The organism is Novosphingobium sp. MD-1, from assembly GCF_001014975.1.
Classification (GTDB): domain Bacteria; phylum Pseudomonadota; class Alphaproteobacteria; order Sphingomonadales; family Sphingomonadaceae; genus Novosphingobium.
Map to the genome: position 1 here is coordinate 23,356 of NZ_BBXA01000025.1, position 26,711 is coordinate 50,066.

The window sequence follows — 26,711 nt, forward strand, 5'->3', positions numbered from 1 at the left end:
GCCGGGAGGCTTGCGCAGCCGCCTCACAGCATGCGCCTCAGGTTGCGCAGCACCGAAACACGCGCCGTCACCACCGCCAGCGCCACGCCCGCCAGCGGGATCGCGGCGATCACGATCCAGTCGCTCCACAGCAGCCCGGCGGACGTCGTCATGCCCGAGCCGAGCGCCGCGAACTGGCGGCCCAGCAGCACCACCACGATCAGGCCCACCAGCAGGCCGACAATGCCGCCCGCCGCCGCGTCCATCGCCATGCTGCGCTGGAAGATCCGCGCGATCTGGTTGTCGGTGCCGCCCAGCATGTGCACGATCTCTATCGTATCGCGATGATTGCCAAGCGCATTGCGCGAGGCCAGCAGAACGGCGGCCACGGTGGCCAGCGCCAGCAGCGCGATCAAGCCGCCCGCCAGCCATTGCAGCGCGTGGATCGCGGAAAAGACCGGGGTCAGCCAGCCCGCCTGCGCATCGACGCGCGCGGCCGGGGCGTTGCGCGCCACCCGCGCGCGCAGCGCGGCGATCCGGTCCGGCGTGGCATGGCCGGAAAGGCGCACGTCGAGCAGCGCGGGGATGGGCAGGGCTTCCACATCGTCGCCGGGGCGGGTGCCCAGCCACGGTTCGACCAGCGCGTTCAGTTCCTCCTGCGGCACGACCCGCGCCGATACCACGCCCGGCGCGCCGCGCAGCGTGGCCAGCGCGGCCAGCGCCTGCCGGTTGCGCTCGGCCGGCGCGGCGGACACGACCTGGACCGTGACGCCGCCTTCGACGTCCGCGCTCGCGGTCTGCGCGGCGTTGCGCAGGGCCAGGCCGCTGGCCGCCGCCACCACCGTCAGCGCGATCATGATGGCGATCACCCAGGGCATCGGGCCGGACAGGCGTGCTTCGGGCAGCAGGCGCGCCTCGTTGTTGCCCCCACGATCGCGCCGGCCATCGGCCATCGCCGCGCCAAGCCAGGAAAAGACGTTCATGGTGCGACGCTTTCAGGCCCGGGCTGGCCCGCCGCCGCCGCCACCCCCGCTGCAGCCGCCGGCGCGGACCGTCGGGGGGGATAGCGCAGCGCGCCCGTCGGATCGAGGAGCTTGCCCTTGTCGAGCCGCATGATCAGCGAATCCGGCACCTGACGGATCAGTTGCGGATCGTGGGTGGCGACCACCACGGTCGTTCCCAGCCCGTTCAGCGACTGGAACAGGCCGATCAGCTTGAACGCCATGTCCGCATCGACGTTGCCGGTCGGTTCGTCGGCGATGAGCAGTTCGGGCCGACCGATCACCGCGCGGGCAATCGCCACGCGCTGCTGCTCCCCGCCGGAAAGCGCGGCGGGCTGGGCGTGGCGCCGGTCGGCCAGGCCCACCCAGTCCAGCATGTCGTTCACCGGGCGGACGATGTCCTTCTCCACCATGCCCGCCACGCGCAGCGGCAGCGCCACGTTGTCGAAGGCGGAAAGGTGCGGCACCAGCCGGAAATCCTGGAACACCACCCCCAGCCGGCGGCGGAAGCCGGGCAGCCGGTCACGCGGCAGGGTGATCGCATCGGTGCCGAACATGCGGATCAGCCCGCGCGAGGGGCGCTGGGCCAGATAGAGCAGGCGCAGCAGGCTGGTCTTGCCCGCGCCGCTGGCGCCGGTGAGGAAATAGAAATTGCCGGAAAAAAGCGTGAAGCTGACATCGGTCAGCACTTCCTTGCCGGTGCCGTAGCGCAGCCCGACATTGTCGAACTGAACGATCTCGGCGTCTGGCTGGGTCATGATGAAACAGGCGTCCCCGGATTGCTGTAATGCGCTCTTTTCGCAGCCTGAGCGGCTATACGCGTCAATCGATGTGGAAAAAAGGCTGTGGACGCCCTTCTCTAGGGTGCGCGCCTATTGTTTCAATCCGCTTCGCCATGCTTAACCGCAATTATGATCATCGCCTGTCCAGCCTGTTCGACGCGCTATGTCGTTCCCGACAGCGCGATCGGTGCGGAAGGTCGCACCGTGCGGTGCGCGCGCTGCCGCCATAGCTGGTTCCAGGAGGGGCCGGAGTTGCCCCCGCGCGGCGATGGAATGCTGCGACCCCCTGCTGCCCCAGTCGCGCCCGACGCTCAACCGGCCGCCCCTCAGCCAGCCGTCGCTCAGCCAGCCGCCCCTCAGGCAGCCGCTGCCCAGCCGCCCGTGGTGGAGGAGCCCCGGCCCGAACCGGCGGTGGCATCGCCCGCCAGCGATGGCGATCCGCAGGGCGACCAAAGCATCGCAGCGAAAGCGGAGGACGACGGGCTCGACGAAAGCGACGCGTCCGCGCCGCCGCCGGCCTTCGCCGCCCTGCGGGCCGAGCCGGAAGTCGAGGAATTCGTGTCGATGCTCTCGAGCTTCGAACACGAACCGCCGTTCCGCCCGCGCCGCAACCCCGCGCGGCTGTGGACGGCCGCTGCGGCCACGTTCGCGCTGGCGGTGGCCGCGCTGATCGGGGCGGTGAGCTATTTCGGCATGCCGGACTGGCTGCCCGTGGCGCACCCCACCTTCGGCGCCGCGCCATCGGACCTGGCGCTGTCGTTCCCGCCGGAACGGCAGGACCGGCGCACCCTGCCCAACGGCACCGAATATTTCGGCGCGAGCGGAACGGTGACGAACGTGGGCAAGGAAGTGCGCACGGTGCCGCCGATCCTGATCGTGCTGCGCGATGGCAAGGACCGCATCGTCTATACCTGGAACGTCACCCCGCCCAAGGAAACGCTCGCGCCCGGGGAGAGCGTGACGATCAACGAAGCGGTGACGGATGTGCCCAGGGACGCCAAGATCGCGGAAATCGGCTGGAAGCCCGATTGATTCCCCGCCCGGGAGCGGATGGGCGTGGATCGGAAGGCGATGGCCCGGAAGCTCCGGGAAAAAACCGCATCATGGCAGTTGCGCCCCGCAAACCCCTTTGCTAATGGCCCGCTCCTACCCCCCCACGGGACCCCCCTCGCAGAGGACCGGTTCCGTTGATTTTGCGGTCGTGGCGGAATTGGTAGACGCGCAACGTTGAGGTCGTTGTGGGTGAAAACCCGTGGAAGTTCGAGTCTTCTCGACCGCACCAATCATCCTGAAAATCGCGAGCGAATGCGGTTCCCCTTTGGGGAGGCTGTTGGCGTCTGTCTTGCCGGTCTGCGCAGCACCGCTTGTTACCTGCCTACGGCGTCGGCGCTCAAATACCCTGGCCGCTCCCTGTCAAAGCCCATGCCGCAACGCGTCGAAGGTGACGGCCTAGCCGCAGGGAATCGGAATTAGTGACGTATTTTCAATTAGATATTCTATCGCGTCGTTCACCGCAGCGATAGTGGAAAGGACCGGCACAGGACCGGAGCGAAATCCGCTTGTCGAATCGACATTTCGCCGATAGTCGAAATATCGAACGAAGCGGAGAAGCTGGCATGAAGCGTTTGCACATGCACGTTAGCGTGCCCAACATCGAGCAGGCCGTCGCATTCTATACGACGCTGTTCGACGCATCGCCGGTCGTCGTGAAGGACGACTATGCGAAATGGATGCTAGACGACCCGCGCGTCAATCTCGCCGTATCGTCGCGCGCCCGTGGAACCGGCATAGATCATGTGGGCATTCAGGTTGACGCCCCCGACGAATTGGCCGCGCTCGCTACGCGCTTGAAGGCGGCGGGCAATACGACATTCGATCAAGAGGCGACGACGTGTTGCTATGCCAATTCGGATAAGTCTTGGGTGACGGATACGGCGGGCGTTCGCTGGGAAACGTTCTTCACGCACGGCGAAGCTACATCCTACGGCGAAGACGAAGTGTTGCCCGATCCGGCGGATAGCGCCTGCTGCGCGCCCAGGGCGGCTTGCTGCTGATGCTGCTGCCCGAAGCCGTCGATGCCCTGTCCGCGCTCGCCCACGGGCACCGCTTGGGCGTTTTCCGGCTGTTGGTGCGGGTCGGGGCGGACGGCCTGCCAGCCGGCGAAATCGCGCGCGAAGTTGGCGTGTTGCCCAACACCCTGTCCACGCATTTGACCATCCTTGGTCACGCCGGATTGATCCAATCGCGCCGCGAAGGTCGTTCCGTCATCTACTCCGCCGATTACGACGGAATGCGTGGCCTGCTAGGCTTCCTTGTGTCCGACTGCTGCGCCGGGCGACCGGAGATATGCGCGCCCCTCGCTGAAGTGGCGCAAAGCTGCTGCGACAAGTGAACCACGCTCGACGCTTCGCCGCTGAATGCGTCGGCACGGCCCTGTTGCTGTCCGTCGTCGTCGGGTCCGGCATCATGGGCGAAAGCCTCGCTGGCGGAAATGTCGCCATTGCGCTGCTAGGCAACACCATTGCGACCGGCGCGGCCTTGGTCGTGTTGATCCACATATTCAGCCAAGTGTCCGGCGCGCACTTCAACCCCGCCGTCACGATGATGGCCGTTCTTCGCCGCGAACTGCCTTTGCCAACGGCGGCGGTCCACATTGCGGCGCAATTCGTCGGCGCGATCATCGGCGTTTGGGTTGCCCACATGATGTTTGCCGAACCGCTCTTGCAGATTTCGACCAAGCTTCGCGACGGACCTTCGCAGGGCTTTTCAGAGTTCATCGCGACCTTCGGCCTGATCGGGACCATACTTGGCATCGAACGTTCGCGGCCTGCCTTCACGCCGGTTGCGGTCGGCCTCTACATCACCGCCGCCTATTGGTTCACCGCGTCCACGGCGTTCGCCAACCCGGCGGTCACGGTCGCGCGCGCCCTATCCAACACCTTCGCCGGGATCGCGCCCGCATCGGCCCCGCTGTTCATCGTATCGCAGCTTGTGGGCACGGTCGCAGCGGTCGCGTTCTTCGGCTGGCTGTTCAAAGAGGAAACATCGAGATGACCGACGCTTTCCCCGTCACGATCTACCACAACCCCGATTGCGGCACGTCGCGTAATGCGCTGGCGATGATCGAAGCCGCCGGATACGCCCCGACGGTCGTCGAATATCGCGTCGTCGGCTGGACTCATTCGCAGCTTCAAGGGCTGTTCGCAGCGATGGACGCAACGCCCCGCGACGTCATGCGCGAGAAGGGAACGCCAGCCGCCGAACTGGGCTTGCTGGACGGCGCATCCGACGAATCAATCATCGAAGCGATGGTCGCGCATCCCATCCTTGTGAACCGGCCAATTGTCGTCACGCCGAAAGGCACGAAGTTATGCCGCCCGTCCGAAGTCGTGTTGGAATTGCTGGAAAGCAGACCCGCCAGCTTCACCAAGGAAGACGGGGAAGTCGTCCGCTGAACGTCCTTTGCCGGTCCTTGCTTTGGAACCGGGTCGCACGACAACGATGCCGCATAATGCGGTTAAGATATCGATTTTGTGTCGGAAAACTGGAGCGGGCGAAGGGATTCGAACCCTCGACCCCAACCTTGGCAAGATTCGACCCGATGAAATTCGAATATAATTTCAGATGTTTATAAAGTTTATCAGAAATCCGAGCATGATCCGAATATCATCGCACGCCTATCAATTTGTTTTCAAAACATTTTCGTAGGCGACTCTTGTCCTTCCCAGTCGGGTTTGGCGGAATGCCTGCCTATGCAGTGCGACCGCCCCTGTCACCTTTGCCACTGGGCCACTATGCCCTTAAGGACTAGGTGAGGGGGAAATATGTATCCAGTCAGCATTGGCTACGCAGGAGCAGTCCAGCGGATCAACGACCTGATGAGCAACGGCCATCACGCGGAGGCGCTCGTTACGACCGCCTTCACGGTCGAGAAGACGCTTCGGCGGACGCTGCGGCAGCTAGTGGTCTCGGCCGGGTTCAGGTCCACTGACGCGGAGAAGATCGTCAAAGGTCTGGGCGGGCTCGAAAGGCTCAAGGATACTTGGGAGATATATGACCCCAAACACCGCAAGCTGCCGTCCCTGATCGGTGCCGATTGGGCAACATTCGATGCAACCGCCAAGATGCGCAACAAGCTGGTCCACGGTGAGCGTGTTTACAAGCTCGCAGAGTGCCAGGCGCAAGCGACCGACACACTCGCCGCACTGAACAGGCTCAAGGCAGCGTTTGATGCGGAATACGGTTACAGCGGCTGGGATCGCCTCAAGGTCCGCCGGGTGGGTCACCTGCACAAGGACCCTAAGGTCAAATGGACGAGGTGACCGCCCGAGATTGTCCGTCCCCATCAGACTTTGATGCCCGCTCTGTCACTCTCGGAGTCCGTGATGCAGTGAGGGTCGGAGGCCGCTGCATCTGGACTACGGCGAACGCAACCGTCTCAGCGCGCATGCTAAAGGTGGCGGACGCCAAAGCACGCCGTTCAGTTCACGGCGCAAGATTCATGAACTGTTTCCGTCCTTGCCAAAGCCTCTTTTCGAGGCGATTTTTCATCGGTTTTGCGATACTTTTGGCGCTCATCAACCCAAAACTCCCGGAAACTGATTCTAGATTAGAATTGTGATAGGGTTCATTTTTTGCCGATCGTCGATTTTTGGAGTTTGATCGTGCCCGCCCTGTCTCAAGTCCTCTCGCTGATCCCCAGCATCCCCCTCCCTCACCTCCTTGTCGTTCTGGCTCTTTCTGTCGTGGGACTGGCCGGCTTCACGGTGCATGAAGTCGTCAACCTCGCCAAGCGGCGCGACAAGTAATGGCTGGCGCTTGGTCCAGCGCGAAGCTGCAGCAGTGGGTCCGGCTGCCGACAGCCTGGATTGAGGCTGGCGAACTACGTGCGTTCAGGTGGAAGGCGGAGTGTGGGGGCCAAGAGACCGCCGCACTGCTGGTGCTGACGGTCATAGCTCACCACAGCGACGGTTCGACCGGGGTAGCGAAGCTTACCTATGACGAGCTGAGCAGCAAGGCGGGTATCAGTCGCGCAATGGTTTCAGCTGCGCTGGATATCCTCGATGACCGCAATCTGATTGATCGCACCGTGGCAGGGCGCGGGACGTATGGCCTCGCGAACTTCAACCCTGCGGCGGGGTGGGCAAAGCTGCCTGCCAAAGGCCTCTATACCGGCAACGTGGTAGCAGCGTTCCAGCACCTCACGCTACGTAACAAGAATGAGCTAGCGGCGCTCAAAATGTACCTGCTCTTTGCTGCATTCCGCGACAACGACAGCAACTATGCCCAGATCAGCTATGACAAGATCACCCAACGCACTGGCATAAGCCGGGAGACCATCCGCCCCGGGCTCTCCATCTTGGCGGCCTTGGGTCTGGTGCACGTTGAAAACACGCCGTCCAGCGCCATTGTCGCTGCGGGTTCTATGGCGACGTTCAACCGCTATCGTCTAGCCCACCTCGATAGCTACCGCCATGCGGGCACAACCGGTCGCGCTGGCATTGAAGCTTTCGACCTCACCTAAGTTCGACCCAGCGAATTCCGCGCGCCTGCTTAAGGGACCCTGCCCGCCGAACTCAGAACGGCGATATCCCGCCGCACTTTCCTCCTGACCTTCGGATGCTGCAAGCGGCCCAGCAGCGCGCTGAACCAGCACGTTCAGTATGTGCATTGCGATCTCCGCCGACCATACGTCGGCGATGACCACATCGGGCGATGGCGGCGTATTCAAGCGATGTCCCAGCGGGGCCACCCTTGCAAAGTCTGCTTTTGTTCTACACCATGGGAGACACGCCACGGGGTCCCGATGCTAACGGTTTTCTTTTCTTACTCCCACGAGGATGAGCAGCTTCGCAACCAGCTGGAGCAGCAACTCGCCATGCTCAAGCGCCAAAACGTCATATCGACATGGCATGATCGGCGCATCACTGTAGGCGAGGACATTGATCACGCGATCTCCAACGAGCTGGAGTCGGCTGACATCATCCTGCTCCTCGTCAGTCCGGCTTTCATCGCATCAGACTACTGCTACGACATTGAGATGCAACGTGCCATGGCGCGCCACGCCGCCCGCGATGCTGTTGTCATACCCGTCATCCTTCGCCCATGCGACTGGCACGGATCGCCATTTGGTAAGCTCCTTGCCACTCCAACGGACGGTAAGCCTGTTACGCAGTGGGCGGATCGGGATCAGGCCTTTCTGGACGTGGCGCAGGCGATTCGCGCAGCCGCCAAGAAGCTGCGCTCTGACGACGGTGCCCGGCCGGACGTTGCTCCGGCGTTTGAGGTGAAGTCGATGTCTCGACAGGTTTCCATCACCGCCCCGCGCTCCAGCAACCTCCGCCTCGCGCAAGCTTTCACCGAGAGCGACAAAGATAGGTTCAAGGTTGAGACGTTCGATTTCATCGCACGTTTCTTCGAGGGGTCATTGCAGGAACTTCAGGCCCGCAATCCCGGCATTGAGGGCACATTCCGACGCATTGACGCCAATCGCTTCAGCGCAGTGATCTACCGAAATGGAAAATCAGTCGCCCGCTGTACGGTATTCATGGGTGGCGGGCATTTCGGCGGGGGAATTGCGTATTCAGCTACCGACACCGACGCGAGCAATTCATGGAACGAAAGCCTGAGCGTTGGGGCAGACGATCAAATGCTCTACCTGAAGGCGATGGGAATGAGCTTCCATGGCAACGCCGACGACAAGCTATCTCAGGAAGGGGCAGCCGAGCACTACTGGGCCATGCTCATAGCCCCCCTCCAGCAACGCTAGGAATCCCGGGCGATGATTGATCCCTCCGAATGCTTTGCTGGCCCTATTTTAGCCGCACATGGGCTGACGCTGGTTCTGCCGCGCAGCCAATATGAGCGCGCGTGCCTGATCGTGCCGAAAGAGGAAAAGCTGGTCTGCGTCTGTCTGGAGGAATTTAACAGTGTCGGGCGCTTTTTTGCGTTCGAGTGCGATGATAATGACAATTGGCAAGGCCTCCTCATTCCAGCCGTCCGCATTGAACTGGATGAGACTAGTCTGCATTCCTCAGATGGCTGGCGTGCGCCTAGGGGCTCAATGGCGCGAACGCAGGGCGAATTGACCCTTGCCGTTGAATTCAAAGGTCAATTTCATACCAGAAATGCTGGCGTTACCATACTCGACGGCTTGCCCCTGTGCTCACCCCATCAGACTGCATGCTTTCTGAAATGGCAGGTGGTGCTCGGGAACGGCGATGGCAAGCGGGTACTCTGGAAGGTGGACGTCACCCCAGCCGAGTCCTGAGACATTCTTAGGCGCGCACAAGATAAAGGCTGCGCCGGAAGGCGCAGCCTCATCCCCCATCGAGGGCCGGAAAGGTGACGGCCATCGACAGTGCGGTGAACGATTACCTCGCCGCGTAGGCCGGAATCCCAAGCTTGGCTGCGATTGCAGGATGCAGGTGTGGATCGGCGTGCAAAAAGGACCCCGTTAGCGGGGTGATCGGCGTCTAAAAGGGACCCCTCATTTCGATAGCTTACACAGCCGCGTGGAAGTTCATGCGGCGAGATCGGGATGTTGGTTTTGGAGACAGTGGTTCGTATCCGGCGTGAGTATGCCGGCGGGAAGGCGATCAAGGCGATCGCGCGTGATCTGCATGTGTCGCGGAAGGTAATCCGCAAGGCGATCCGGGCGCCGGAAGGCGCATTTGATTATCGGCGCAAGGTTCAGCCGCTGCCGCGGATCGGTCCGTTTCAGGATCGGCTGGATGTGCTGCTGGAAGAGAACGAGTTACGGGGCCGACGTGACCGGCTTCGGATGACCCGTATCCACGACCTTCTGGTGCGTGAGGGTTTCGAGGGCTCTTACGATGCCGTGCGCCGCTATGCGGCACGGTGGAAGATCGAGCGGCGCAGGGATGTCGGAGACGGGACGACTGCCTTTATTCCGATGCTGTTCCAGCCCGGCGAGGCCTACCAGTTCGACTGGAGCCACGAGGATGTCGAGATCGCCGGCAAGCCGATGCGGGTAAAGGTCGCGCACATGCGGCTGTGCGCATCGCGGGCTGTGTATGTCCGGGCCTATCCACGCGAGACCCAGGAGATGCTGTTCGACGCGCATGCGCGCGGCTTTGCCTTCTTCGGCGGCGTGCCCCGGCGCGGCATCTACGATAATATGAAGACGGCGGTGACGAGCGTGTTCACCGGCAAGGACCGGGTGTTCAACCGGCGGTTCCTGATCATGGCCAACCATTATATGGTCGAGCCCACGGCCTGCTCGCCGGCGGCGGGATGGGAGAAGGGTCAGGTCGAGAACCAGGTGCAGACGATCCGAGGGCGCTTCTTCCAGCCCCGTCTGCGGTTCGCCAGCCTCGAGGAGCTCAATGGCTGGCTGGAAGCTGAGTGCCGACGCTGGGCCGAACGGCAGGCCCATCCTGAGCAGGGCGACCAGACCGTGGCGCAGATGCTGGAGATCGAACGTCCTGCATTACAGTCGATGCTGGGGCCGTTCGACGGCTTCAACGAGAGCGAGCACGGCGTGTCGGGCACCTGCCTGATCAGCTACGATCGCAACCGTTACTCGGTCCTCTCGACAGTGGCGCGGCGCACTGTGCAGGTTCGGGCCTATGCCGACCGTATTGTCGTGCGATGCGGCGATGAGGTCGTCGCTGAGCATCCCCGCTTCTTCGGGCGGAACCGCACCATCTATGATCCCTGGCACTATCTGCCGGTGCTGGCCCGCAAGCCCGGCGCTTTACGCAACGGAGCACCCTTCCAGGACTGGGAACTGCCGCCGGCGCTCGCCCGATTGCGACGCAAGCTGGGTAACGGCGATGATGCCGATCGGCGGTTCGTGCGCGTGCTGGCGGCCGTGCTGACCGATGGCCTGGAACTCGTCGAAGCCGCCGTGCGGGAGGCACTGGCAACCGGCACGGCGAGCGACGACTTGATCCTCAATATCCTGGCACGGCGCCGCGAACCGCCGCGACCGCTGACGATCGTCACGTCGGAGGACAATGCCCTGCGGCATCCGCCGATCGCCGACTGTGCCCGTTACGACCAACTGAGGAACTTTCATGCAGCGGCATGACATGATCGACGCGATGCGCGGGCTCGGACTCAAAGGGATGGCCGGCGCGTTCGATGAGACCGTCACCACAGGGCTTCAGCGCCAGCGCACGACGATGGAGATACTGACCGATCTGCTGCGTGCGGAGGCAACGCACCGCCACGCCGCCTCGATCCGATACCGGATGGCGGCCGCCAAGCTGCCGGTGGTGAAGGACATTGATGCTTTCCACTTCGAGGGGACGCCGATCAACGAGGGGCTGGTCCGTTCGCTGCACGGCGGGGCGTTCCTCCCCGCACGGCGCAATGTCGTCCTGGTCGGTGGCACCGGCACCGGCAAGACCCATCTGGCCATCGCCATCACCGCCAATGTCGTCCGCGCTGGAGCGCGGGGGCGTTACTTCAACACCGTTGATCTGGTGACCCGCCTCGAAGAGGAAGCCCGGATCGGCAAAAGCGGCGCGCTTGCCGCCCAGCTCTCTCGCCTCGACCTCGTCGTGCTCGATGAGCTTGGCTATCTTCCCTTCGCCCGTTCAGGCGGGCAGTTGCTGTTCCATCTGGTCAGCAAACTTTACGAGCAAACCAGCGTCATCATCACGACCAACCTGGCGTTCGGAGAATGGCCGACGGTGTTCGGCGACCCCAAGATGACCACCGCTCTCCTCGATCGCGTCACCCATCATTGCGACATCATCGAGACCGGCAATGACAGCTGGCGCTTCAAGAACCGAAACTGATCCCTGCCGCACGCAGGATTAAGGTGCCTTGCGCTGCGCGCGCCTCCGGTCGGGCTCCGCCCTCCCTACGCCGCGCGCAGCGCAAGGCGCGTTCCTCGACCGTCCTGCCATCGTTGAGAGGGGGTCCCTTTTGCGCGCCGATCGGGGGTCCCTTTTGGACGCCGATTGACATCCAGACCCACGCCGCGCGGGGCTGCTGGCCTTCGATCATCTGCCGGACGTAGCCAATTTGCTGGTCGATCCGGCGAACCAGCTTCTGCCGACGCTGGACGGTCGGGCTGAGCTTTTCCGGTCGAGTGGTAGCGACGAACTTGAGTTCCATGGGGCATATCTCCATTGTTGATATGCCCCGGCTCCCGTCAGCCGGACTGAAGGTCCACGGGCTATCTCGACCTACGACAGAAAGACGTCATCAGCCCCCACTTGCGCCTTGTCGGGCGTTGCGCTGAAGTGCAGAAAATCGCTAAGTGTCAATGCGATTTGAATGCGAGGACATGTAATGGCAGCAGAGGCAACTTACATTGAGAAAGCGGACGTTTCGATCCGCGAAACGCTTCTGCGCTTTGAATGCCAGCCAATTCTTTTCGTTGGGAGCGGTTTGGCGCAGCGATATTTCGGCGCCCCCACTTGGCACGCATTGCTCAAAGCGATGTTCGAGAAGTTGCCGGATGGAGCGGATGGCTACGAGTATAATCGCCAGAAGCACAGCGATGATCCGGTGGCGATCGGCACCGTCCTGTCAGACCTCGTTTTTGAATGGGCATGGAAGGAGGGGAAAGGTAACTTCCCGACCGAGATGTTCCAAAGCGGGGTCCGCAAAGACACCTTCTTAAAGTACCTCGTGTGCAAGCACTTGGAAGAGATGCTGGCCAACGCAGCACCGTTGCAATCCCCTCTCAAGGAAGAGGTCGCAGCCCTCTCGGAGATTAAGCCTCATGCAGTCATCACGACCAACTACGATCCGTTCCTCGAGCAAGTTCTCGAAGGCTATGAACCCATCACCGGCCAGACGATTATTCGTTACAACACCAACAGCTTCGGTGAAATCTTCCATATTCATGGTGACGTATCCGATCCAAGCTCGCTGGTGCTGACCTCACCTGACTATGCGGATTGGGCGGAGAAGAAAAAATACGTTTCGGCTAAACTGCTGACGTATTTCGCCGAGCATCCCGTGTTTATCCTTGGATACGGTCTGGGCGATCATAACGTGAAAGCGATACTGCGCGACATCGGTGAGCTAGTCGCGGACGAAAACGGCCTGATTGAGAACGTTTATCAGGTCATCTGGCATCCAGAGCCGGTTGGGCCTAAGCCGCCCGAGCAAGCCGTCTTCGCCGTCGATGGACAAGAATATCGGACTCAGGCGATCCACACGAACGACCTATTGTGGGTATTCAAAGCGCTCCGCAGCCAGTCCGCTCTAACGTCGATTAATCCGAAGCTAGTTCGTGCGCTCGCTGCGCGGACCATGAGGCTAATCCGTCACGATATTCCGTCTGGCAGCGTCGCGGTGGATTATGATGTTCTAGAACGAGTAGCAGGCGACGGGAATGAACTGCCGAAGCTTCTCGGCATCACGCCCGTCGAGAACGCAAACCAGTCACACCCCTTCACGCTGACCCAAGTGGCAAAGCGGTTGAAACTGCCGAACTGGCAAGCTGCCAATAAGATAATCAACGAAATCAAGGATGCTACAGGGACTGACCTTCGCTCCACTGACAACCGCTACCACTGTAAGATCAAGACGGGGACGAAGGACACCAGCATGACACGCAAGTGGTCCCACGAGGCTGTCGCACTTCTGGAGCGTCACTTGAAGGGCGAAGCGTTAGACCTCAACCTCTGACCGCTGTGCGATTCATGCCGGCCGTAGCTTTTCAGCTTCGCCGTCATTGAAATGCAGCAGGAGATCAAAATGCTCCTGCTGATCCGGCCATGTCCCATGCTTCCATGATCACGTCGTGGCGATTTCCGTCACGCCTGATCCTCAGCCCGAACTTTGCTGACGTGATCAGCTCTCAATTTGCTGCTCATTGCACCACGGAAAGCGAAAGATCGCCTTGATCATCGGCTTTGCTAACGGGCGGATGCCCCCAAAGCGCCGTAACCACCTCATCTCCCAGAAACTCACCAATTTGACCGACAGGCCGCGCCTTTCCGATAACCGAGGCAACGCGGACGGTCCAATGGATACGCTTAGGATCGAGGATTAGAGAAAGTTGCTCAATGACTTGTTTGAGATCATGCGTCCGCCGGTCGCAACCGATGATAGCCTGTAGAAGTTCGGCCTTGCCCCCAAAGCCCTCGGCTTGCTCCTGGATCTTCATCTGAGCAGATGGCCAATCGTGATTCATCGTGGCGAGAACCTCATCAGTCAAAAAGAGATTTTCGCTTTCGTAGCAATTGAGCTGAATGAAGCCGATGTGCTCTTGTGGGGTCTCAGCATTTTCCTTTGGCTTGCCCTTGTCGCCGTCAACCAAGGCGAATCCGGATTTCGGACCTCCTTGCTCCCGCAATGCATTGAGTACGCGTTCTAGTGCGCGCTGGTGGTTTAGGATTTTCTGTCCGCCTGACGGCAATACAGAGAAACTGACAACGTGATGCCGGGGTACTTGGCTCCAAATGCGGTAGTCGTCATCCCCCTCAACGAGCAGCAAGGGAACTCCAAAGAGTGGCCCCATCAAGGCGTGACCGCCTAAGCATGATGCCAATTCTTTAAGTACATCGTTGAATGGAAGCGCGGTAAAGTGGACCCCGACTCTGTCGAGATAAAGCACGCTGGCATCGCTCCCGCCGAACTGACCTAAAGCAGCGAGAAGTGAAGGGCTATGAGTCGCTACAATCGTTTGAAACTTATACCGATTTGCAGCCTCCGTTAGAAAGTCCGCAAATCTTACAAGAAGGTCTGGATGAACGTGGGCATCGGGTTCATCGATCAGCATCAGTCGCTGCTGCGTTCCTTCGATTTCCCACATGCTGGCCACGGTCAAAATATCGAGGCCGAGAAGAAGAAGCTGTGCCTCTCCGCTGCTTAACTGATCGACCTGCGTGATAGTTTGATCTTTGCCGGCGCGTTTCAGCTCATACGGAGGAGTGGCGGATGGTTTCAGAGTGAGTTCAAAATCTGGGAGGAGCCTTCCGATGGCCTTGTGCAACTCAGGTGGAGCACACGGTGCTGGGCCTTCGCCTGAGAAACCACCGCGCGACATAAGGTAAGCTTGAATACGGCCAACGATCTGGCGACGGTAATTCTCGTGAAAGTTCCGCTGACTTTCATTCCGCCTTGATTGTGCAGACACCTGCTGTTGGATGAAGTTCGCGTTGTAGTCGAACTCTCCGGTGCGCTCCGGAATGATATAATGAGTGCTGTCCGGCGCGCTGTCTCGCCAAGCTCGAAGCAGCCGACTCTTTCCTGAGCCATTTTTTCCGAAAACAGCCACTAGGCTGGTTAGGCTATTCAAGCGCCATTCCCCGCCGCCTAAGTCACCGGGGCGCGGAATCACTACATCTTTGATCTGAGGAATTGCCATGGCCTCTGCATAAAGGGGGAATCGCAATCCACCTAGTGCCGTACAGTCACTTCCTGCTCCCCAGCCACCCCAACGCCGATCCGCCTTCCTCGCTGGCCTTGGCAACGCGCTTGGTCTTGGGCTTGGTCAGTTCCTCGACCATGCCGACGTTCGTCGTGTGGCCGTAGTACTGCTCCAGCATCGCCACTGACGTTCCCATGTTCTGGGCCAAGGCGTAGTGGTTCACGCCCGCCTCGATCCGTGTGGTGGCGTAGGTATGGCGGAGGGAATAGATCGTCCGCCGCTGGCCGAAGGTGTCGAACGTGAGGCCCGCGTGTTCGATGAATGCCGCGAACGACTTCTTGAAGGACTCGATGGCGTTGCCGTGCTTGTCGCAAAACACGAAGCTGTCGGGTGGAACGTCGTCCTTCTCGAAGATGTCGGACGTTTCGTCCTTGAGGTCCTTCCGGCGCATTTCGAGGATTCGATAGAGCGCCTGCCGAACCAGAGGACCGGAAGCGACCACCTCGCGTATGCCGGTCTTGCCCTTCACGGTGAGCGCGACGTTCGGGACGTTGGGGTCTTTGCTGTTGTTGATGGGGCGGATGTCACGCCATCGCAGGTTCCGTGCCTCGCCAACGCGAATCCCGGTTTCGGCAAGGACCAGGACGTAATGCAACATCAACCTGCGATCCCGCTGGACCGAACCGGGACTTTCCTTGAGGTAGTCCGGCACCGCCCGCAGTAGCTGGTTCCATTCCTCGCGGTTGAAATGCGGCCTGCGCTTCTGGTCGCCGTTGATCTTGGGGAATTTGGGCATTGCCGCAAGGTGCCCTTCCTCGACGCACCAGTTGAAGAAGTGCTTGAGGTCCGAGAACATCCGTTTGACGGAGTTGGGCGATAGCGCGCCCTTCTTGGTCTTGCTGGCCTGATCGTCCACCAGCTTGGAAAGCGTGGCCGTGGTCAGCTCCTCGAACGTTTTGCGGTCGAGGAACGGCTTGACCCGCTTCATCAGCAGAATCTTGTAGTGGATCGACAGCCGGTCCTTCTGGGGTTCCAGCCGCTTCACGTAGGCATCGATCACCGGCCCCATCCGCTTGCCGACAGGAGCCTCGCCGGTCAGCGATTTGACCAGAAGCTGGTTGTAGAGGTCATCGGCGAACTTGAACGCCTTGTGCTCATCTCCGGTGCCGGTGCTGCGGTTGACGTAGCCCTTGCCGCCCGGAACCTTCACCCGGCACATCCATGTCGGCTTTTTGAAGTCCGAGCGCTGGTAGAGGTAGATCACGCCGTCACGGAACGTCTTGCTCTGCGTGACCGTGGCCTTGGAGGATTCGCGAGGTTTCGCCACCTCTGCATCTGACGCGGAATCTTTGAGACCCATCTTCCCCGAAATCCGAACACGGCCCGGAATATCCGAACACGATCCGAAGATGCTATTTTTTCGGATTTTTGGGAACAGGGTTTCTGATAAACCCTTGGTTTTCCGAGGAAAACTGGAGCGGGCGAAGGGATTCGAACCCTCGACCCCAACCTTGGCAAGGTTGTGCTCTACCCCTGAGCTACGCCCGCTCGTGCGTTTCGGACCGGAGGAAAAATCCCCTTCCGGCCGGGGTGAGGCGCGCCGTTAGCATCGACTCGGGAGAGCCGCAACACCAAAAATGCACTTTCTCGCCGCGCGCCCGCCGATGGCCTGTGGAAAGGGGACAAACCCCTTGCCGAACGGCGCCGCATTCCCACATGGTGGTCGGACGTATCGCATTGTTCGCGCGCATCGGAGATCGACATTGGCAAGCCTTGGCCTGAACCTGGAAGAACAGAAGGCGGTGGACCGGTTCCGCAAGGACGTGGTCGAACCGTCGATGACCAAGCTGGTCATCCTCGATTTCTGGGCGGAATGGTGCGGCCCGTGCAAGCAGCTGACGCCGGTGCTGGAAAAGGTCGCCGCCGAATACGCGGACAAGGGCGTGGTGCTCGCCAAGGTCAACGTGGACGAGGAACAGTTCATCGCCGCGCAGTTCCAGGTGCGCTCGATCCCCACCGTCTATGCCATGTTCCAGGGCCAGCCCGTGGCCGACCTGACCGGCGCGCGCACCGAATCGCAGCTCAAGCAGTACCTCGACCAGATTCTCGCCAAGGTGCCGGTGCAGGCCGGTGACGAGCCGGCGCAGGACATCACCCCGCTGCTCGACATGGGCGAAGAAGTGCTGGCCGGCGGTGACGGCGATCGCGCGGCGGACATCTTCGCCCAGATCATCGAGATCGCGCCCGACAGCGCGCCCGCGCACGCGGGGCTGATCCGCGCGCTGCTGCTGGCCGGCCGCAAGGAGGAAGCCGCCGAGGTGCTGGCCGCGCTCGATCCCGGGCTGGCGGACGATCCGGCGCTGGCGCAGGCCCGCTCGGCGCTGGCGCTGGCGGAGGACGCGCCCGAGGCCGGCGAGCTGGCCGGGCTGCGCGCCGCGGCGGAGGCCGATCCGGCGGACATGGCCGCGCAGCTCGCCTATGCCAACGCGCTCTATGCCGGTGGCGATCGCGATGCTGCCGCCGCGACGCTGCTGCGCATGATCGCCGCCGATCGTGAGTGGAGCGAAGGCGCGGCGCGTGCCCGCCTGCTCCAGATCTTCGAGGCGATCGGGCTGGAAGACCCGTGGGTCGCGGCGACGCGGCGCAAGCTGTCGACCGTGCTGTTCGGCTGACCATGGGCGGAACGATCGACACCACGCGGCTTTCGATCTTCCCGCTCCCCGGCGCCACGCTGTTTCCGGGGCTGCAGCTGCCGTTGCACATCTTCGAGCCGCGCTATCGCGCGCTGGTCTCCGATGCGCTGGCGCGCGACCGGCGCATCGCGATGATCCAGCCGCAGGCCCCGGCCGAAGGCGCGCCGCTGTTCAGCGTGGGCTGCGTCGGCAAGATCGGCGAGGTCGAAGCGCTGGAGGACGGACGCTACAACATCGTGCTGCAGGGTCTTTCGCGCTTCCGCGTGCTGCGCGAACTGGATGTGACCACGCCGTTCCGGCAGGTCGAGGCCGAACTGATCGAGGACGATCCCGATGCGGTGCTGAGCGCGGTGGAGCGCGCCTCGTTCGAGCGCGAGGCGCGTATCTTCGCCGATGCGCAGGGCTATGCCGTGGACTGGGAATCGGTGACGCGGCTGGACGACATGGCGCTGATCAACGGCGTGTCGCAGATCGTGCCGTTCGATATCGCCGCCAAGCAGGCGCTGCTGGAAGCGCCTGATCTCGCCACGCGCTGCGAACTGCTGGTGCAGTTGCTGCAATTCTTTGGCCGGCGCGACAGCGACGACAACCAGGTGACGCTGCAGTAAACGCGCTCAGAACTGCGCCTTGATCCCGTCGATCACGTATTGCGCGGCCAGCGCCGCGAGCAGCACGCCCAGCAGGCGCGTAACCACCGCTTCGGCCTGCTGGCCCACCAACCGCATCAGCGGGCCGGCGGCCAGCAGCGCGGCGAGGATCAGCACCATCACGCAGGCCAGCGCGCCCAGCACGACCATGGTCTGTTCGTTGCCTTGCGCGCGGCTGGTCAGCAGCATGACCGTGGCGATCGAGCCCGGCCCGGCGATCATCGGCATGGCCATGGGGAACACGGACACGTCGTCCACCTCGGTATGGCGGACCTTTTCCGCGCGCTGTTCGCGCCGTTCGGTGCGCTTTTCGAACACCATGTCGAGCGCGATCACGAACAGCATGATGCCGCCGGCGATGCGGAAGCTGGCCAGCTCGATGTGCAGGCCCGACAGCAGCTTTTCCCCGAACAGCGCGAAGACCAGCAGGATGCCCGTGGCGATCAGCGTGGCGCGGATCGCCATGTTGCGCGCCTGCGCGGGGCTGGCCCCGGCGGTAAGCCCGGCATAGATCGGCGCGCAGCCGGGCGGATCGATCACCACGAACAGCGTGACGAAGGCGGAGACGAACAGTTCCCACATCGCGCGCTTATCCTTGTCCCGGAGCGGTGGCGGGTGTCGTGGTGGGTGTCGTGGCAGGGGCCGCGGGAGCGGCTGCGGTTTCGTGCAGCACCTGGGCCATGTTGCCGTCCTTCCACATCCACACCGTGAATTCGCGCGCGCCATCGGGCAGCACGGTGCTGCGCCAGGCCAGCGTGCCATCGTCGGACTGGCCGTCCTTGCTGTCCGATCCGGCGGGGGCGGCCAGCGGCGGGACCGGCCCGGCGAGCGGGCGCTGGGCGGGCAGGTCCTTCGTCGCGGGCCGGTCGGCCGCACCAGGTGGCAGTGGCCCCCCTGGCGCCACGAAATGCGTCCGGCGCGCGGGGCAATCGGCGACCTTGCCCTCGATCCAGTCGGGCGCGGCGAGCGGCCGGGCCAGCGACTCGCCCTGATCGAGCACCCACTTCAACGCGCCCTTCTTCTTCTGCCGCTGCCAGACCGTGCTGAACCAGCCGGCGTCCGTGCCGCCGGTCCAGCCGCCATAGGTCACGCCGAAGCTGCCGTCGCAACTGGCGTAGGCGCGGTGCGTTTCCCACTGCACCGCCTGCGCCGGGTCCTTGCGACCCTTGAGCCAGTCCTTCGCCACCACGCGCCGGGGCGTGAACATTTCCGCATCGTCGGCGGCGGTATCGCGAAACGCGGTCCACTGGCCCTTTTCGCGCGCCAGCCGGGCAAAGGCGATTTCGGCGGCGATCAGCGCGCTGGGGTTCCCCGCCGGCGTCAGCCCGCCGCCCGGCATGCTACCACGCCCCGGGCGCTGGGCAAGCGCCGGCGTGGACAGCAGCGAGAACGACAGGGCAAGGGCCAGGGCGGCACGAACGGGACGCGACATGCCCTTGAACCTAAAGCAAAGCCGCGCCCGGTCAAACCCGTGGTGGAGAAATCAGATCGTGCCGTCCGCCAGCGGAATGCCGGCGTTGCGATAGGCGGCGACCAGCGCGTTGCGCAGCAGCACCGCGATCGTCATCGGGCCGACGCCGCCCGGAACCGGGGTGATCGCGCCGGCCACGGCGGCCGCGCCGGCATAGTCCACGTCGCCCACCAGCCGGGTCTTGCCCTCGGCTCCGGCCACGCGGTTGATGCCCACGTCGATCACGGTCGCGCCGGGCTTGATCCATTCGCCCTTGACCATTTCCGGGCGGCCGACGGCGGCGACGACGATGTCCGCCCGCTTCACCACGTCCGGCAGGTTGCGCGTGCGGCTGTGCGCGACGGTGACGGTGCAGCTTTCGGCGATCAGCAGTTGCGCCATCGGCTTGCCGACGATGTTCGAACGGCCGATGACCACGGCGTCCAGCCCGGAAAGATCGCCGAGCCGGTCCTTGAGCAGCATCAGGCAGCCCAGCGGGGTGCAGGGCACGAAGCCCGGCTGCCCCACCGCGAGGCGCCCGGCGTTGGTGACGTGGAAGCCGTCCACGTCCTTGTCCGGGTTGATCGTGGCGATCACCTTCTGCTCGTCGATATGGCCGGGCAGGGGAAGCTGGACGAGAATGCCGTCGACGGCGGGATCGGCGTTGAGCCGTTCCACCACCGCCAGCAGGTCCGCCTCGGCGGTATCGGCGGGCAGCTTGTGCTCGAAGCTCGCCATGCCGGCCTCGAGCGTCGATTTGCCCTTGGAGCGGACATAGACCTGGCTCGCCGGGTCTTCGCCCACCAGCACCACGGCAAGGCCCGCCTTGCGGCCGGCCTGTTGCTCGAACGCGGCGGCCAGCTTGCCCACTTCGCCGCGCAGGTTCGCGGCAAAGGCCTTTCCGTCGATCACGGCAGCAGTCATCTCTGCAATTCCTTCAAGCCATTCCGTCTGGTGGCGGGAGGTCAATATCCCGATGCGGCAAGGCCGCTCAGCAGGATCATCAGCAGGTTGAGGCCGATGATCAGCGCCATCGGCGACAGGTCGATCGATCCGGTTTCGGGCATGATCCGGCGGATGGGGTTGAGCAGCGGATCGAGAATAGCGTTCAGCGCCCGCCAGATCGCGGCAACGCCATTGTTGTGCATGTTGACGACGTTGAACGAAATCAACAGGCCCAGCACGAACTGTACGATCACCACCACGGTGATGATCTGCACGAGGTAGCTGATCATGGCGACGAGCGTGTACAGGAACATGGGCGCTTTCTTCTTCCGACGGTCGATACGGCTGTTAGCCGAGAGACGGGCGGAAAGGCAACCGGAGCCTGTGGCGGATCCCTACGGAGTCAGCGTGGTGCTCTCGATATGCCAGCGCAGCTGCTCTTCTGTCGCGCCCGGCACGTCGTTCACGCGGCGCAGCACGACATCGCCTTTCAGCACTCGCGTGCCGTCGGTCACGGTGACAGGGGCGGTGTAGTAGAGAGAGCCTGCCGCGCCCTCGCTTTCGCCTTTGCCCACGGTCACGCGCGGGTCGAGCAGGGTGCTCCACTTCGCGGCGAAGGCGCGTTCGTCCAAGCCGCTGCGGGCACCCTTGTCGCCCCAATAGGCGCGGACGGTCTCCCAGTCGCGCATTTCCACGGCCTTGCCCCAGGCCGTCATCACCTCGGCGGGATCACGCGAGGCCGATGGTACGCCGCGTTCGGTGATCTCGGCGGTGGGGGTCGGCGAGGGGGCCGGCACCGCTTCCGATGCCAGCTCGGCGATGGCATCGCTGTCCGTGTCGCTCGGTTCGGGCGCGGGCGGCGTGCCACCACAGGCGGCCAGCAGCAGGGCGAGCGAGGGGACTATGCGAGAGCGCACCATGGAAAAGGGACGCACGACCGCCGGTTCCGTTCCCGGCTTTCGCCCGGTCACGCCCGGATCAGCGTGCCGGCGCCGCGCGAGGTGAAGATTTCCAGCAGCATCGCGTGCGGCACGCGCCCGTCGAGCACGACCACCGCCTCGCATCCGGCCTCCACCGCGTGGACGCAGGTTTCCAGCTTGGGGATCATGCCGCCGCTGATCGTGCCGTCCTGCGCCAGTTCCGCGATGTCGGCGGGCGTCAGGTCGGTCAGCAGGTTCTTCTGCTTGTCCAGCACGCCGGGCACGTCGGTCAGCAGGAACAGGCGCGATGCGCCCAGCGCCGCGGCGATGCAGCCGGCCATGGTGTCGGCGTTGATGTTGTAGGTCGCGCCGTCCTCGCCCACGCCGATGGGCGCGATCACCGGGATCATGCCGGCGGCGCAGATGGTGTCGATCACCGTGGTGTCGATCCGGTCCGGCTCGCCCACGAAGCCCAGGTCGACCACCAGCGGCTCGCCGTCGTCCTCGATCGCCTTGGGCGCCTTGGACTGGACCTTGCGGGCCACGACCATGCCGCCATCCTTGCCCGAAATGCCGATGGCCTTGCCGCCCGCGCGGGCGATCCAGCCGACCAGTTCCTTGTTGATCGCGCCGGCCAGGACCATTTCGGCCACTTCGGCGGTCTGCTTGTCGGTGACGCGCAGGCCGTTGACGAACTGCGATTCGATGCCCAGCGCCTTCAGCATCCGGCCGATCTGCGGCCCGCCTCCGTGGACCACCACGGGATTGATGCCCACCGCCTTCAGCAGCACGATGTCCTCGGCGAAATCGTGGGCCAGTTCGGGATCGCCCATGGCGTGCCCGCCGTACTTCACCACGAAGGTCTTGCCGGCATAGCGCTGGAGATAGGGCAGCGCCTCGGTCAGCGTTTCCGCCTTGGCGAGCATCGCAGCGCGATAGGAATCGGAGATTTCGTGGTTCGTGGCCATAATGGCCGCGCCCTTACGCCCCTTGGCGCGAAATTAAAGCGTTTTCGTGCGCGCGGGTCAGCGCGGCGCGTCCAGCCAGCGCCCCAGCCGTACGAACAGCCAGATGCCCGGCGGCACCATGATCGTCGACAGCACCAGCTTGGAGATGATCTGCCCTTCCATGATCGCGCCGATCGGCAGGTCCTGCCCGTAGAACGAGATCGTGATGAACAGCACCGTATCGACGATCTGCGACAGCATGCTGGCGATCCACGCGCGCAGCATCAGCAGCCGCCCCTGACCGCCGGCAATGCGCGAGAACAGATAGACGTTGAGCGTCTGCGAGGTGCCGTAGGAAATCAGCCCGGCGAACTGCATCCGCGCGCCCTGCCCTAGCAGGCGGGCGAAGGCCTCCTGATCCGACCAGAACGGCGCGGGCGGCACCACATGGATGACCAGCGAAAGCAGCACCATCGACACGATCAACGGCACGAAGCCGAAGCGCACCAGCCGGTTCGCCATGTCCTGCCCGAACAGCTCGGCCACGGCGCTGGCCAGGATCACCAGCAGCAGGAACGCGAAGATCCCGGATTCGACCGCCAGATCGCCCAGCAGCGGCCAGTGGCCCAGCGAGGCGAGCTTGGTGCCCAGCACGCCCGCCAGCACGGCCAGCCCGCCATAGAGCAGCGCGAACGCGAACAGGGAGCGGGGGATCGAAGAGGGGATCGGGGGATGTGACGCCGGTGCGGCCCGGTGCGGGGCGGTTTCTTGCATGGACGGGCGATAGCGGGATTTTGACCGGCCGCCAAATCCCGTTTAGGAGCGGGAGAAACCAGTTCGTCTTTCCCTCCTTCATCGTCCGGAGCCGATAGCCCCCGATGCGCGTTGTCTTGAGCCTCGTCGGGATGGGGATCATCCTGCTGGTCGCCTTCCTGCTTTCCACCAACCGCCGCGCGATCCGCCCGCGCGTGGTGGGCGCAGCCTTCGCCCTGCAGGCCGGTTTCGCCGCGCTGGTGCTCTATCTGCCGTGGGGCAACGCCGCGCTGCAGGCCGCCGCGCACGGCGTGGAGCGCCTGCTCGGCTTTGCCAAGGCGGGCGTGACGTTCCTGTTCGGCCCGCTCGCCAAGCCCGAGATCGGCGGCACCAGCTTCGCCATTTCGGCGCTGCCGGTGATCATCTTCTTCGCCGCGCTGATCTCGATCCTCTACTACCTTGGCGTGATGCAGCTGGTGATCCGCTGGATCGGTGGCGGGCTGGAAAAGATCACGGGCATCAGCAAGGTCGAATCACTATGCGCCGCGTCCAACATCTTCGTCGGGCAAAGCGAGGCGCCGCTGGTGATCCGCCCCTATCTCGCCGCGCTCAATCCGTCGCAGCTGTTCTGCGTGATGACCGTGGGCATGGCCGGCGTGGCGGGCACGATCCTGGCCGCCTATGCCAGCATGGGTATCCGCATCGACTATCTGGTCGCCGCCGCCTTCATGTCGGCGCCCGGCGGCATCCTCATGGCCAAGACGATGATGCCCGACGAGCCGCCGACGCCAGCCGACGTCGCGGCCGATCCGCTGCCCAACCCGCACGATCCGCCCACGCTGGTGCCGCCCGCCGGCATGGCCGCGGCCGCGCTGAACCGCGATGACGTGACCAGCCAGCCCGGCGTCGCCGCCAGCGGCGAACCGGTGGCGGAAGAACACGAGGAACGCCCCGCCAACCTCATCATGGCGGCCAGCCAGGGCGCGCAGACCGGGGTCAAGCTGGCCGTGGCGGTGGGCGCGATGGTGCTGGCCTTCGTTGCGCTGGTGGCGCTCGCCAACGGCATCCTCGGCTGGCTGGGCGGGCTGGCTGGCTATCCCGACCTCTCGTTCCAGCAGATCCTCGGCACGATCTTCGCGCCGATGTTCTACCTGCTTGGCTCTCCCACCTGGGCGGAAGCGATGCAGGCGGGCGGCCTGTTCGGCACCAAGATCGTGCTCAACGAATTCGTCGCCTTCATCGAACTGGGGCAGGACACCGGCTTGTCCAAGGTCAGCGTCGCGCTGGTCACGTTCGCGCTGTGCGGCTTCGCCAATTTCAGCTCGATCGCGATCCAGATGGCGGTGACCGGCGGCCTTGCCCCCAACCAGCGCCCGATGATCGCCAAACTCGGCATCCGCGCGCTGCTGGCCGGCGCGCTGAGCAACCTGATGAGCGCAGCGCTGGCGGGATTGTTCCTGTCGTTGTGAGGTTTCGCGCGGGGGCCTGGGATGCCCCCGGTGGTTTGAGATGAGGCCCGAGATGCCAGCGTGCGCTGGCATGACGCTTTCGATCTCATTCGCGTCGTCCCGGCGAAGGCCGGGACCTCGGGCGGCTACAGAAGGGCCGCGAAAAGATCGGCCCATGCCGGGTTGGCTGTCTCGATGAGATCGATCTTCCAGTCCCGCTTCCACGCCTTGAGCGCCTTTTCGCGCCGGATCGCTTCCTCGATCGTCGCGTGTTCCTCGGCCAGCACGAGGCGCTGAAGGTTGTAACGGCGGCAGAAGGATGACCCGCGCCCCTCGCGGTGCTGGACGATGCGGGTCGCCAGATCGGCGGTGACGCCGATGTAGAGCACCCCGCGCGGCTTGTTGGTCATGATGTAGGTCCAGCCGCCCTTGCGCATGAGTCGAGGGTACAGAGGACGGCCCGGGATGCCAGCGTGCGCTGGCATGACGTTTCTATTTTATCCTCGTCGTCCCAGCGAAGGCCGGGACCTCGGGCGGCTACGCGCCCTGCAGTTCGTGCAGCAGATCCACCGCCTTGGCCAGCTCGCCGTCGAGGTAGCCGAGCAGCTTGTGCCAGTCGTGTGCGCCGGCCAGTTCGCCGGGGCCGTCGCTGACGCCGCGCAGGCCGATCAGCGGCACGTCGAAGGTGCGCGCGGCGCGGGCGACGGCGTAGGTTTCCATGTCGACCATGTCGGCCGAGACGCGGTCCCAGTGGTCGCCGCTGACCACGTCGCCCCCGCTAGACAGCGTGGCGACAGGCAGGTCCAGCGGGGTTTCCAGTGGAAGCTCTTTCGGCTCGTCGAGATAGGGCACCACGCCGGGCTCGATGCCGAGCGGCGAGGCATCCATGTCGCGCCACGAGACGCTGGCGATCTGGTGGACAGAGCCCAGCGCGCAGCGGCGCGATCCGGCCGAGCCGAGGCAGACGATCAGGTCCGGCAACTGCCCCGCCGCTTCCAGCCGGGCCAGCGCCACGCCGGTGTGCAGCGCGGCCTCGACCGGGCCGATGCCGGTGATCAGCGGCGTGAACCGGGCGCGCAAGTGCGGGCCGTATTCCGGTTCCGCCGCCATCACGAACAGCACGCGCCGGGAGCCGACCGTGGTAAGCTCAACCATTCGCCTGTGCCTTCAGTTCGTAGAGCAGGTCCAGCGCCTCGCGCGGGGACAGCGCGTCGATGTCCAGCCCGTTGAGCCGGGCGCGCAAGGCATCGACCTTTTCCTCCACCGCCTCGATCGCGGCGGCGAACAGCGGCAGGTCGCCCAGCCCGGCGGCGAGGCCCCCGGTGGAGGCGCGGCCTTTCTCCAGCTTGTCGAGCACCGCCTTGGCGCGCTTGACCACCGGCGCGGGCACGCCGGCCAGCCGGGCGACGGCGAGGCCATAGCTCTTGTCCGCCGGCCCGTCGGCCAGTTCGTGCAGCAGCACCAAGTCGCCTTTCCATTCGCGCGCGCGGACATGGTGGAGCGACAGTGCATCGCAGCTTTCGGCCAGCCGCGCGAGTTCGTGGTAATGCGTGGCGAACAGGCAGCGGCAGCGGTTCACTTCATGCACCGCCTCCACCACCGCCCAGGCGAGTGCCAGGCCGTCGTAAGTCGAGGTGCCGCGCCCCACTTCGTCGAGGATGACGAAGCTGCGCTCGCTGGCCTGCGCGAGAATGGCGGCGGTCTCGACCATCTCGACCATGAAGGTCGATCGTCCGCGCGCAAGGTTGTCCGACGCGCCGACGCGGCTGAACAGCCGGTCGACCATGCCGATCGTCGCGGCCTCGGCGGGCACGAACCCGCCCGCCTGCGCCAGCAGCAC

The 26,711-nt window shown here is 63.8% G+C and carries 30 protein-coding genes, 2 tRNA genes and 2 pseudogenes; 18 read left to right on the forward strand and 16 right to left on the reverse strand.

Going from position 1 to position 26,711, the window contains the following annotated elements:
* Window positions 1-23: 23 nt before the first annotated feature.
* Together NMD1_RS08335 and ftsE are read right to left on the reverse strand one after the other, a co-directional pair.
* Window positions 24-962 carry an ABC transporter permease gene (locus NMD1_RS08335; protein ID WP_233497445.1) on the reverse strand — a complete coding sequence of 313 codons (939 nt, stop codon included), beginning with the start codon at window positions 960-962 and terminating at the stop codon, window positions 24-26.
* A complete protein-coding gene (gene ftsE / locus NMD1_RS08340; RefSeq protein ID WP_125954389.1) occupies window positions 959-1,738 on the reverse strand; it encodes a cell division ATP-binding protein FtsE in 780 nt (259 codons plus the stop codon). Before ftsE ends, NMD1_RS08335 begins: the two co-directional genes overlap by 4 nt.
* Before the next feature lie 153 nt (window positions 1,739-1,891).
* On the opposite strand from ftsE, the pseudogene NMD1_RS21760 reads away from it, so the two are divergent.
* From NMD1_RS21760 to istB, 14 genes and pseudogenes are all read left to right on the forward strand, one after another.
* Window positions 1,892-1,987, forward strand: a pseudogene (locus NMD1_RS21760) (MJ0042-type zinc finger domain-containing protein); the annotation flags it as partial.
* 159 nt (window positions 1,988-2,146) lie between these two features.
* Entirely contained in the window at window positions 2,147-2,794 is a 648-nt protein-coding gene (locus NMD1_RS08345) for a thioredoxin (RefSeq protein ID WP_375600794.1), read from the forward strand.
* Window positions 2,795-2,957: 163 nt separating this feature from the next.
* Window positions 2,958-3,044: transfer RNA gene (locus tag NMD1_RS08350), tRNA-Leu, on the forward strand.
* A gap of 334 nt (window positions 3,045-3,378) precedes the next feature.
* The gene (locus NMD1_RS08355; RefSeq protein WP_125954391.1) at window positions 3,379-3,816 is read left to right on the forward strand and encodes an ArsI/CadI family heavy metal resistance metalloenzyme; all 438 of its coding nucleotides are present in this window, start codon (window positions 3,379-3,381) and stop codon (window positions 3,814-3,816) included.
* Window positions 3,816-4,154 carry a helix-turn-helix transcriptional regulator gene (locus tag NMD1_RS08360; RefSeq protein ID WP_125954409.1) on the forward strand — a complete coding sequence of 113 codons (339 nt, stop codon included), beginning with the start codon at window positions 3,816-3,818 and terminating at the stop codon, window positions 4,152-4,154. Before NMD1_RS08355 ends, NMD1_RS08360 begins: the two co-directional genes overlap by 1 nt.
* 44 nt (window positions 4,155-4,198) lie before the next feature.
* Window positions 4,199-4,816 carry an MIP/aquaporin family protein gene (locus tag NMD1_RS08365; RefSeq protein ID WP_233497447.1) on the forward strand — a complete coding sequence of 206 codons (618 nt, stop codon included), beginning with the start codon at window positions 4,199-4,201 and terminating at the stop codon, window positions 4,814-4,816.
* Complete coding sequence (gene arsC / locus NMD1_RS08370) at window positions 4,813-5,217, forward strand: arsenate reductase (glutaredoxin) (protein ID WP_125954393.1); 405 nt, start codon at window positions 4,813-4,815, stop codon at window positions 5,215-5,217. Before NMD1_RS08365 ends, arsC begins: the two co-directional genes overlap by 4 nt.
* 369 nt (window positions 5,218-5,586) lie before the next feature.
* Entirely contained in the window at window positions 5,587-6,084 is a 498-nt protein-coding gene (locus tag NMD1_RS08375; RefSeq protein ID WP_125954394.1) for a hypothetical protein, read from the forward strand.
* Window positions 6,085-6,396: 312 nt separating this feature from the next.
* Complete coding sequence (locus NMD1_RS21230; protein ID WP_158453927.1) at window positions 6,397-6,570, forward strand: hypothetical protein; 174 nt, start codon at window positions 6,397-6,399, stop codon at window positions 6,568-6,570.
* The gene (locus NMD1_RS08380; RefSeq protein ID WP_125954395.1) at window positions 6,570-7,286 is read left to right on the forward strand and encodes a hypothetical protein; all 717 of its coding nucleotides are present in this window, start codon (window positions 6,570-6,572) and stop codon (window positions 7,284-7,286) included. The genes NMD1_RS21230 and NMD1_RS08380 overlap by 1 nt, the downstream gene beginning before the upstream one ends.
* 282 nt (window positions 7,287-7,568) lie before the next feature.
* Window positions 7,569-8,531, forward strand: coding sequence for a toll/interleukin-1 receptor domain-containing protein (locus NMD1_RS08385; RefSeq protein WP_125954396.1), 963 nt, complete (start codon window positions 7,569-7,571; stop codon window positions 8,529-8,531).
* 12 nt (window positions 8,532-8,543) lie between these two features.
* Entirely contained in the window at window positions 8,544-9,032 is a 489-nt protein-coding gene (locus tag NMD1_RS08390) for a hypothetical protein (RefSeq protein WP_125954397.1), read from the forward strand.
* A 270-nt stretch (window positions 9,033-9,302) separates the two neighbouring features.
* Window positions 9,303-10,817 carry an IS21 family transposase gene (istA, locus tag NMD1_RS08395; protein ID WP_125953070.1) on the forward strand — a complete coding sequence of 505 codons (1,515 nt, stop codon included), beginning with the start codon at window positions 9,303-9,305 and terminating at the stop codon, window positions 10,815-10,817.
* Window positions 10,804-11,532 carry an IS21-like element helper ATPase IstB gene (istB, locus tag NMD1_RS08400; protein WP_125953069.1) on the forward strand — a complete coding sequence of 243 codons (729 nt, stop codon included), beginning with the start codon at window positions 10,804-10,806 and terminating at the stop codon, window positions 11,530-11,532. The genes istA and istB overlap by 14 nt, the downstream gene beginning before the upstream one ends.
* On the opposite strand, the gene NMD1_RS08405 is transcribed toward istB, so the two are convergent.
* On the reverse strand, window positions 11,516-11,854 hold the full coding sequence (locus NMD1_RS08405; protein WP_125954398.1) for a hypothetical protein: 339 nt from the start codon (window positions 11,852-11,854) through the stop codon (window positions 11,516-11,518). The genes istB and NMD1_RS08405 overlap by 17 nt on opposite strands.
* 177 nt (window positions 11,855-12,031) lie before the next feature.
* Between NMD1_RS08405 and NMD1_RS08410 the strand changes: the two genes are divergently transcribed.
* A complete protein-coding gene (locus NMD1_RS08410) occupies window positions 12,032-13,381 on the forward strand; it encodes an SIR2 family protein (RefSeq protein WP_233497448.1) in 1,350 nt (449 codons plus the stop codon).
* Window positions 13,382-13,565: 184 nt separating this feature from the next.
* Here NMD1_RS08410 and NMD1_RS08415 read toward each other — a convergent pair whose 3' ends face one another.
* The 3 genes from NMD1_RS08415 to NMD1_RS08425 all read right to left on the reverse strand — a co-directional run bounded on the left by NMD1_RS08415 (window position 13,566) and on the right by NMD1_RS08425 (window position 16,616).
* The gene (locus NMD1_RS08415) at window positions 13,566-15,065 is read right to left on the reverse strand and encodes an AAA family ATPase (RefSeq protein ID WP_125954400.1); all 1,500 of its coding nucleotides are present in this window, start codon (window positions 15,063-15,065) and stop codon (window positions 13,566-13,568) included.
* A gap of 46 nt (window positions 15,066-15,111) precedes the next feature.
* Window positions 15,112-16,395, reverse strand: a complete 1,284-nt coding sequence (locus NMD1_RS08420; protein WP_158453928.1) for a tyrosine-type recombinase/integrase — start codon at window positions 16,393-16,395, stop codon at window positions 15,112-15,114.
* A gap of 146 nt (window positions 16,396-16,541) precedes the next feature.
* Window positions 16,542-16,616, reverse strand: a tRNA-Gly gene (locus NMD1_RS08425).
* Between the two features lie 215 nt (window positions 16,617-16,831).
* On the opposite strand from NMD1_RS08425, the gene trxA reads away from it, so the two are divergent.
* Together trxA and NMD1_RS08435 are read left to right on the forward strand one after the other, a co-directional pair.
* A complete protein-coding gene (gene trxA / locus NMD1_RS08430) occupies window positions 16,832-17,740 on the forward strand; it encodes a thioredoxin (RefSeq protein ID WP_125954402.1) in 909 nt (302 codons plus the stop codon).
* 2 nt (window positions 17,741-17,742) lie between these two features.
* Window positions 17,743-18,369, forward strand: coding sequence for an LON peptidase substrate-binding domain-containing protein (locus NMD1_RS08435; RefSeq protein WP_124810489.1), 627 nt, complete (start codon window positions 17,743-17,745; stop codon window positions 18,367-18,369).
* A gap of 6 nt (window positions 18,370-18,375) precedes the next feature.
* Here NMD1_RS08435 and NMD1_RS08440 read toward each other — a convergent pair whose 3' ends face one another.
* The 7 genes from NMD1_RS08440 to NMD1_RS08470 all read right to left on the reverse strand — a co-directional run bounded on the left by NMD1_RS08440 (window position 18,376) and on the right by NMD1_RS08470 (window position 23,444).
* A complete protein-coding gene (locus NMD1_RS08440) occupies window positions 18,376-18,990 on the reverse strand; it encodes a MarC family protein (protein WP_124810473.1) in 615 nt (204 codons plus the stop codon).
* 7 nt (window positions 18,991-18,997) lie between these two features.
* Window positions 18,998-19,840 (reverse strand): hypothetical protein, encoded by an 843-nt coding sequence (locus NMD1_RS08445; protein WP_199558092.1) that lies wholly within the window; start codon window positions 19,838-19,840, stop codon window positions 18,998-19,000.
* A 51-nt stretch (window positions 19,841-19,891) separates the two neighbouring features.
* The gene (gene folD / locus NMD1_RS08450; RefSeq protein WP_125954403.1) at window positions 19,892-20,782 is read right to left on the reverse strand and encodes a bifunctional methylenetetrahydrofolate dehydrogenase/methenyltetrahydrofolate cyclohydrolase FolD; all 891 of its coding nucleotides are present in this window, start codon (window positions 20,780-20,782) and stop codon (window positions 19,892-19,894) included.
* A 41-nt stretch (window positions 20,783-20,823) separates the two neighbouring features.
* Window positions 20,824-21,117, reverse strand: coding sequence for a YggT family protein (locus tag NMD1_RS08455; RefSeq protein WP_124810471.1), 294 nt, complete (start codon window positions 21,115-21,117; stop codon window positions 20,824-20,826).
* Window positions 21,118-21,198: 81 nt separating this feature from the next.
* Window positions 21,199-21,738, reverse strand: a complete 540-nt coding sequence (locus NMD1_RS08460) for a hypothetical protein (protein ID WP_125954404.1) — start codon at window positions 21,736-21,738, stop codon at window positions 21,199-21,201.
* 32 nt (window positions 21,739-21,770) lie between these two features.
* Complete coding sequence (argB, locus tag NMD1_RS08465) at window positions 21,771-22,691, reverse strand: acetylglutamate kinase (RefSeq protein WP_124810469.1); 921 nt, start codon at window positions 22,689-22,691, stop codon at window positions 21,771-21,773.
* Window positions 22,692-22,748: 57 nt separating this feature from the next.
* Window positions 22,749-23,444 carry a queuosine precursor transporter gene (locus tag NMD1_RS08470; protein ID WP_125954405.1) on the reverse strand — a complete coding sequence of 232 codons (696 nt, stop codon included), beginning with the start codon at window positions 23,442-23,444 and terminating at the stop codon, window positions 22,749-22,751.
* Window positions 23,445-23,548: 104 nt separating this feature from the next.
* Here NMD1_RS08470 and NMD1_RS08475 point away from each other — a divergent pair, with 104 nt between their 5' ends.
* Window positions 23,549-24,892 carry a NupC/NupG family nucleoside CNT transporter gene (locus tag NMD1_RS08475; RefSeq protein WP_124810467.1) on the forward strand — a complete coding sequence of 448 codons (1,344 nt, stop codon included), beginning with the start codon at window positions 23,549-23,551 and terminating at the stop codon, window positions 24,890-24,892.
* Between the two features lie 125 nt (window positions 24,893-25,017).
* On the opposite strand, the gene NMD1_RS08480 is transcribed toward NMD1_RS08475, so the two are convergent.
* The 3 genes and pseudogenes from NMD1_RS08480 to NMD1_RS08490 form a co-directional block, all read right to left on the reverse strand.
* On the reverse strand, window positions 25,018-25,308 hold the full coding sequence (locus tag NMD1_RS08480) for a GIY-YIG nuclease family protein (protein WP_125954410.1): 291 nt from the start codon (window positions 25,306-25,308) through the stop codon (window positions 25,018-25,020).
* A gap of 100 nt (window positions 25,309-25,408) precedes the next feature.
* Window positions 25,409-26,026: a 5'-methylthioadenosine/S-adenosylhomocysteine nucleosidase gene (locus tag NMD1_RS08485; RefSeq protein ID WP_125954406.1), complete on the reverse strand. Its 618-nt coding sequence runs from the start codon at window positions 26,024-26,026 to the stop codon at window positions 25,409-25,411.
* Window positions 26,019-26,711, reverse strand: a pseudogene (locus tag NMD1_RS08490) (DNA mismatch repair protein MutS); the annotation flags it as partial. The gene NMD1_RS08485 and the pseudogene NMD1_RS08490, both read right to left, overlap by 8 nt.

Excerpts from the sequence above, each read along its gene's own strand:
- NMD1_RS08335 (WP_233497445.1), bottom strand. The coding sequence starts at position 962 with ATGAACGTCTTTTCCTGGCTTGGCGCGGCGATGGCCGATGGCCGGCGC.
- ftsE (WP_125954389.1), bottom strand. The coding sequence starts at position 1,738 with ATGACCCAGCCAGACGCCGAGATCGTTCAGTTCGACAATGTCGGGCTG.
- NMD1_RS08355 (WP_125954391.1), top strand. The coding sequence starts at position 3,379 with ATGAAGCGTTTGCACATGCACGTTAGCGTGCCCAACATCGAGCAGGCC.
- NMD1_RS08360 (WP_125954409.1), top strand. The coding sequence starts at position 3,816 with ATGCTGCTGCCCGAAGCCGTCGATGCCCTGTCCGCGCTCGCCCACGGG.
- arsC (WP_125954393.1), top strand. The coding sequence starts at position 4,813 with ATGACCGACGCTTTCCCCGTCACGATCTACCACAACCCCGATTGCGGC.
- NMD1_RS08375 (WP_125954394.1), top strand. The coding sequence starts at position 5,587 with ATGTATCCAGTCAGCATTGGCTACGCAGGAGCAGTCCAGCGGATCAAC.
- NMD1_RS08380 (WP_125954395.1), top strand. The coding sequence starts at position 6,570 with ATGGCTGGCGCTTGGTCCAGCGCGAAGCTGCAGCAGTGGGTCCGGCTG.
- NMD1_RS08385 (WP_125954396.1), top strand. The coding sequence starts at position 7,569 with ATGCTAACGGTTTTCTTTTCTTACTCCCACGAGGATGAGCAGCTTCGC.
- NMD1_RS08390 (WP_125954397.1), top strand. The coding sequence starts at position 8,544 with ATGATTGATCCCTCCGAATGCTTTGCTGGCCCTATTTTAGCCGCACAT.
- istA (WP_125953070.1), top strand. The coding sequence starts at position 9,303 with ATGTTGGTTTTGGAGACAGTGGTTCGTATCCGGCGTGAGTATGCCGGC.
- istB (WP_125953069.1), top strand. The coding sequence starts at position 10,804 with ATGCAGCGGCATGACATGATCGACGCGATGCGCGGGCTCGGACTCAAA.
- NMD1_RS08405 (WP_125954398.1), bottom strand. The coding sequence starts at position 11,854 with ATGGAACTCAAGTTCGTCGCTACCACTCGACCGGAAAAGCTCAGCCCG.
- NMD1_RS08410 (WP_233497448.1), top strand. The coding sequence starts at position 12,032 with ATGGCAGCAGAGGCAACTTACATTGAGAAAGCGGACGTTTCGATCCGC.
- NMD1_RS08415 (WP_125954400.1), bottom strand. The coding sequence starts at position 15,065 with ATGGCAATTCCTCAGATCAAAGATGTAGTGATTCCGCGCCCCGGTGAC.
- NMD1_RS08435 (WP_124810489.1), top strand. The coding sequence starts at position 17,743 with ATGGGCGGAACGATCGACACCACGCGGCTTTCGATCTTCCCGCTCCCC.
- NMD1_RS08440 (WP_124810473.1), bottom strand. The coding sequence starts at position 18,990 with ATGTGGGAACTGTTCGTCTCCGCCTTCGTCACGCTGTTCGTGGTGATC.
- NMD1_RS08445 (WP_199558092.1), bottom strand. The coding sequence starts at position 19,840 with ATGTCGCGTCCCGTTCGTGCCGCCCTGGCCCTTGCCCTGTCGTTCTCG.
- folD (WP_125954403.1), bottom strand. The coding sequence starts at position 20,782 with ATGACTGCTGCCGTGATCGACGGAAAGGCCTTTGCCGCGAACCTGCGC.
- NMD1_RS08455 (WP_124810471.1), bottom strand. The coding sequence starts at position 21,117 with ATGTTCCTGTACACGCTCGTCGCCATGATCAGCTACCTCGTGCAGATC.
- argB (WP_124810469.1), bottom strand. The coding sequence starts at position 22,691 with ATGGCCACGAACCACGAAATCTCCGATTCCTATCGCGCTGCGATGCTC.
- NMD1_RS08470 (WP_125954405.1), bottom strand. The coding sequence starts at position 23,444 with ATGCAAGAAACCGCCCCGCACCGGGCCGCACCGGCGTCACATCCCCCG.
- NMD1_RS08475 (WP_124810467.1), top strand. The coding sequence starts at position 23,549 with ATGCGCGTTGTCTTGAGCCTCGTCGGGATGGGGATCATCCTGCTGGTC.
- NMD1_RS08480 (WP_125954410.1), bottom strand. The coding sequence starts at position 25,308 with ATGCGCAAGGGCGGCTGGACCTACATCATGACCAACAAGCCGCGCGGG.
- NMD1_RS08485 (WP_125954406.1), bottom strand. The coding sequence starts at position 26,026 with ATGGTTGAGCTTACCACGGTCGGCTCCCGGCGCGTGCTGTTCGTGATG.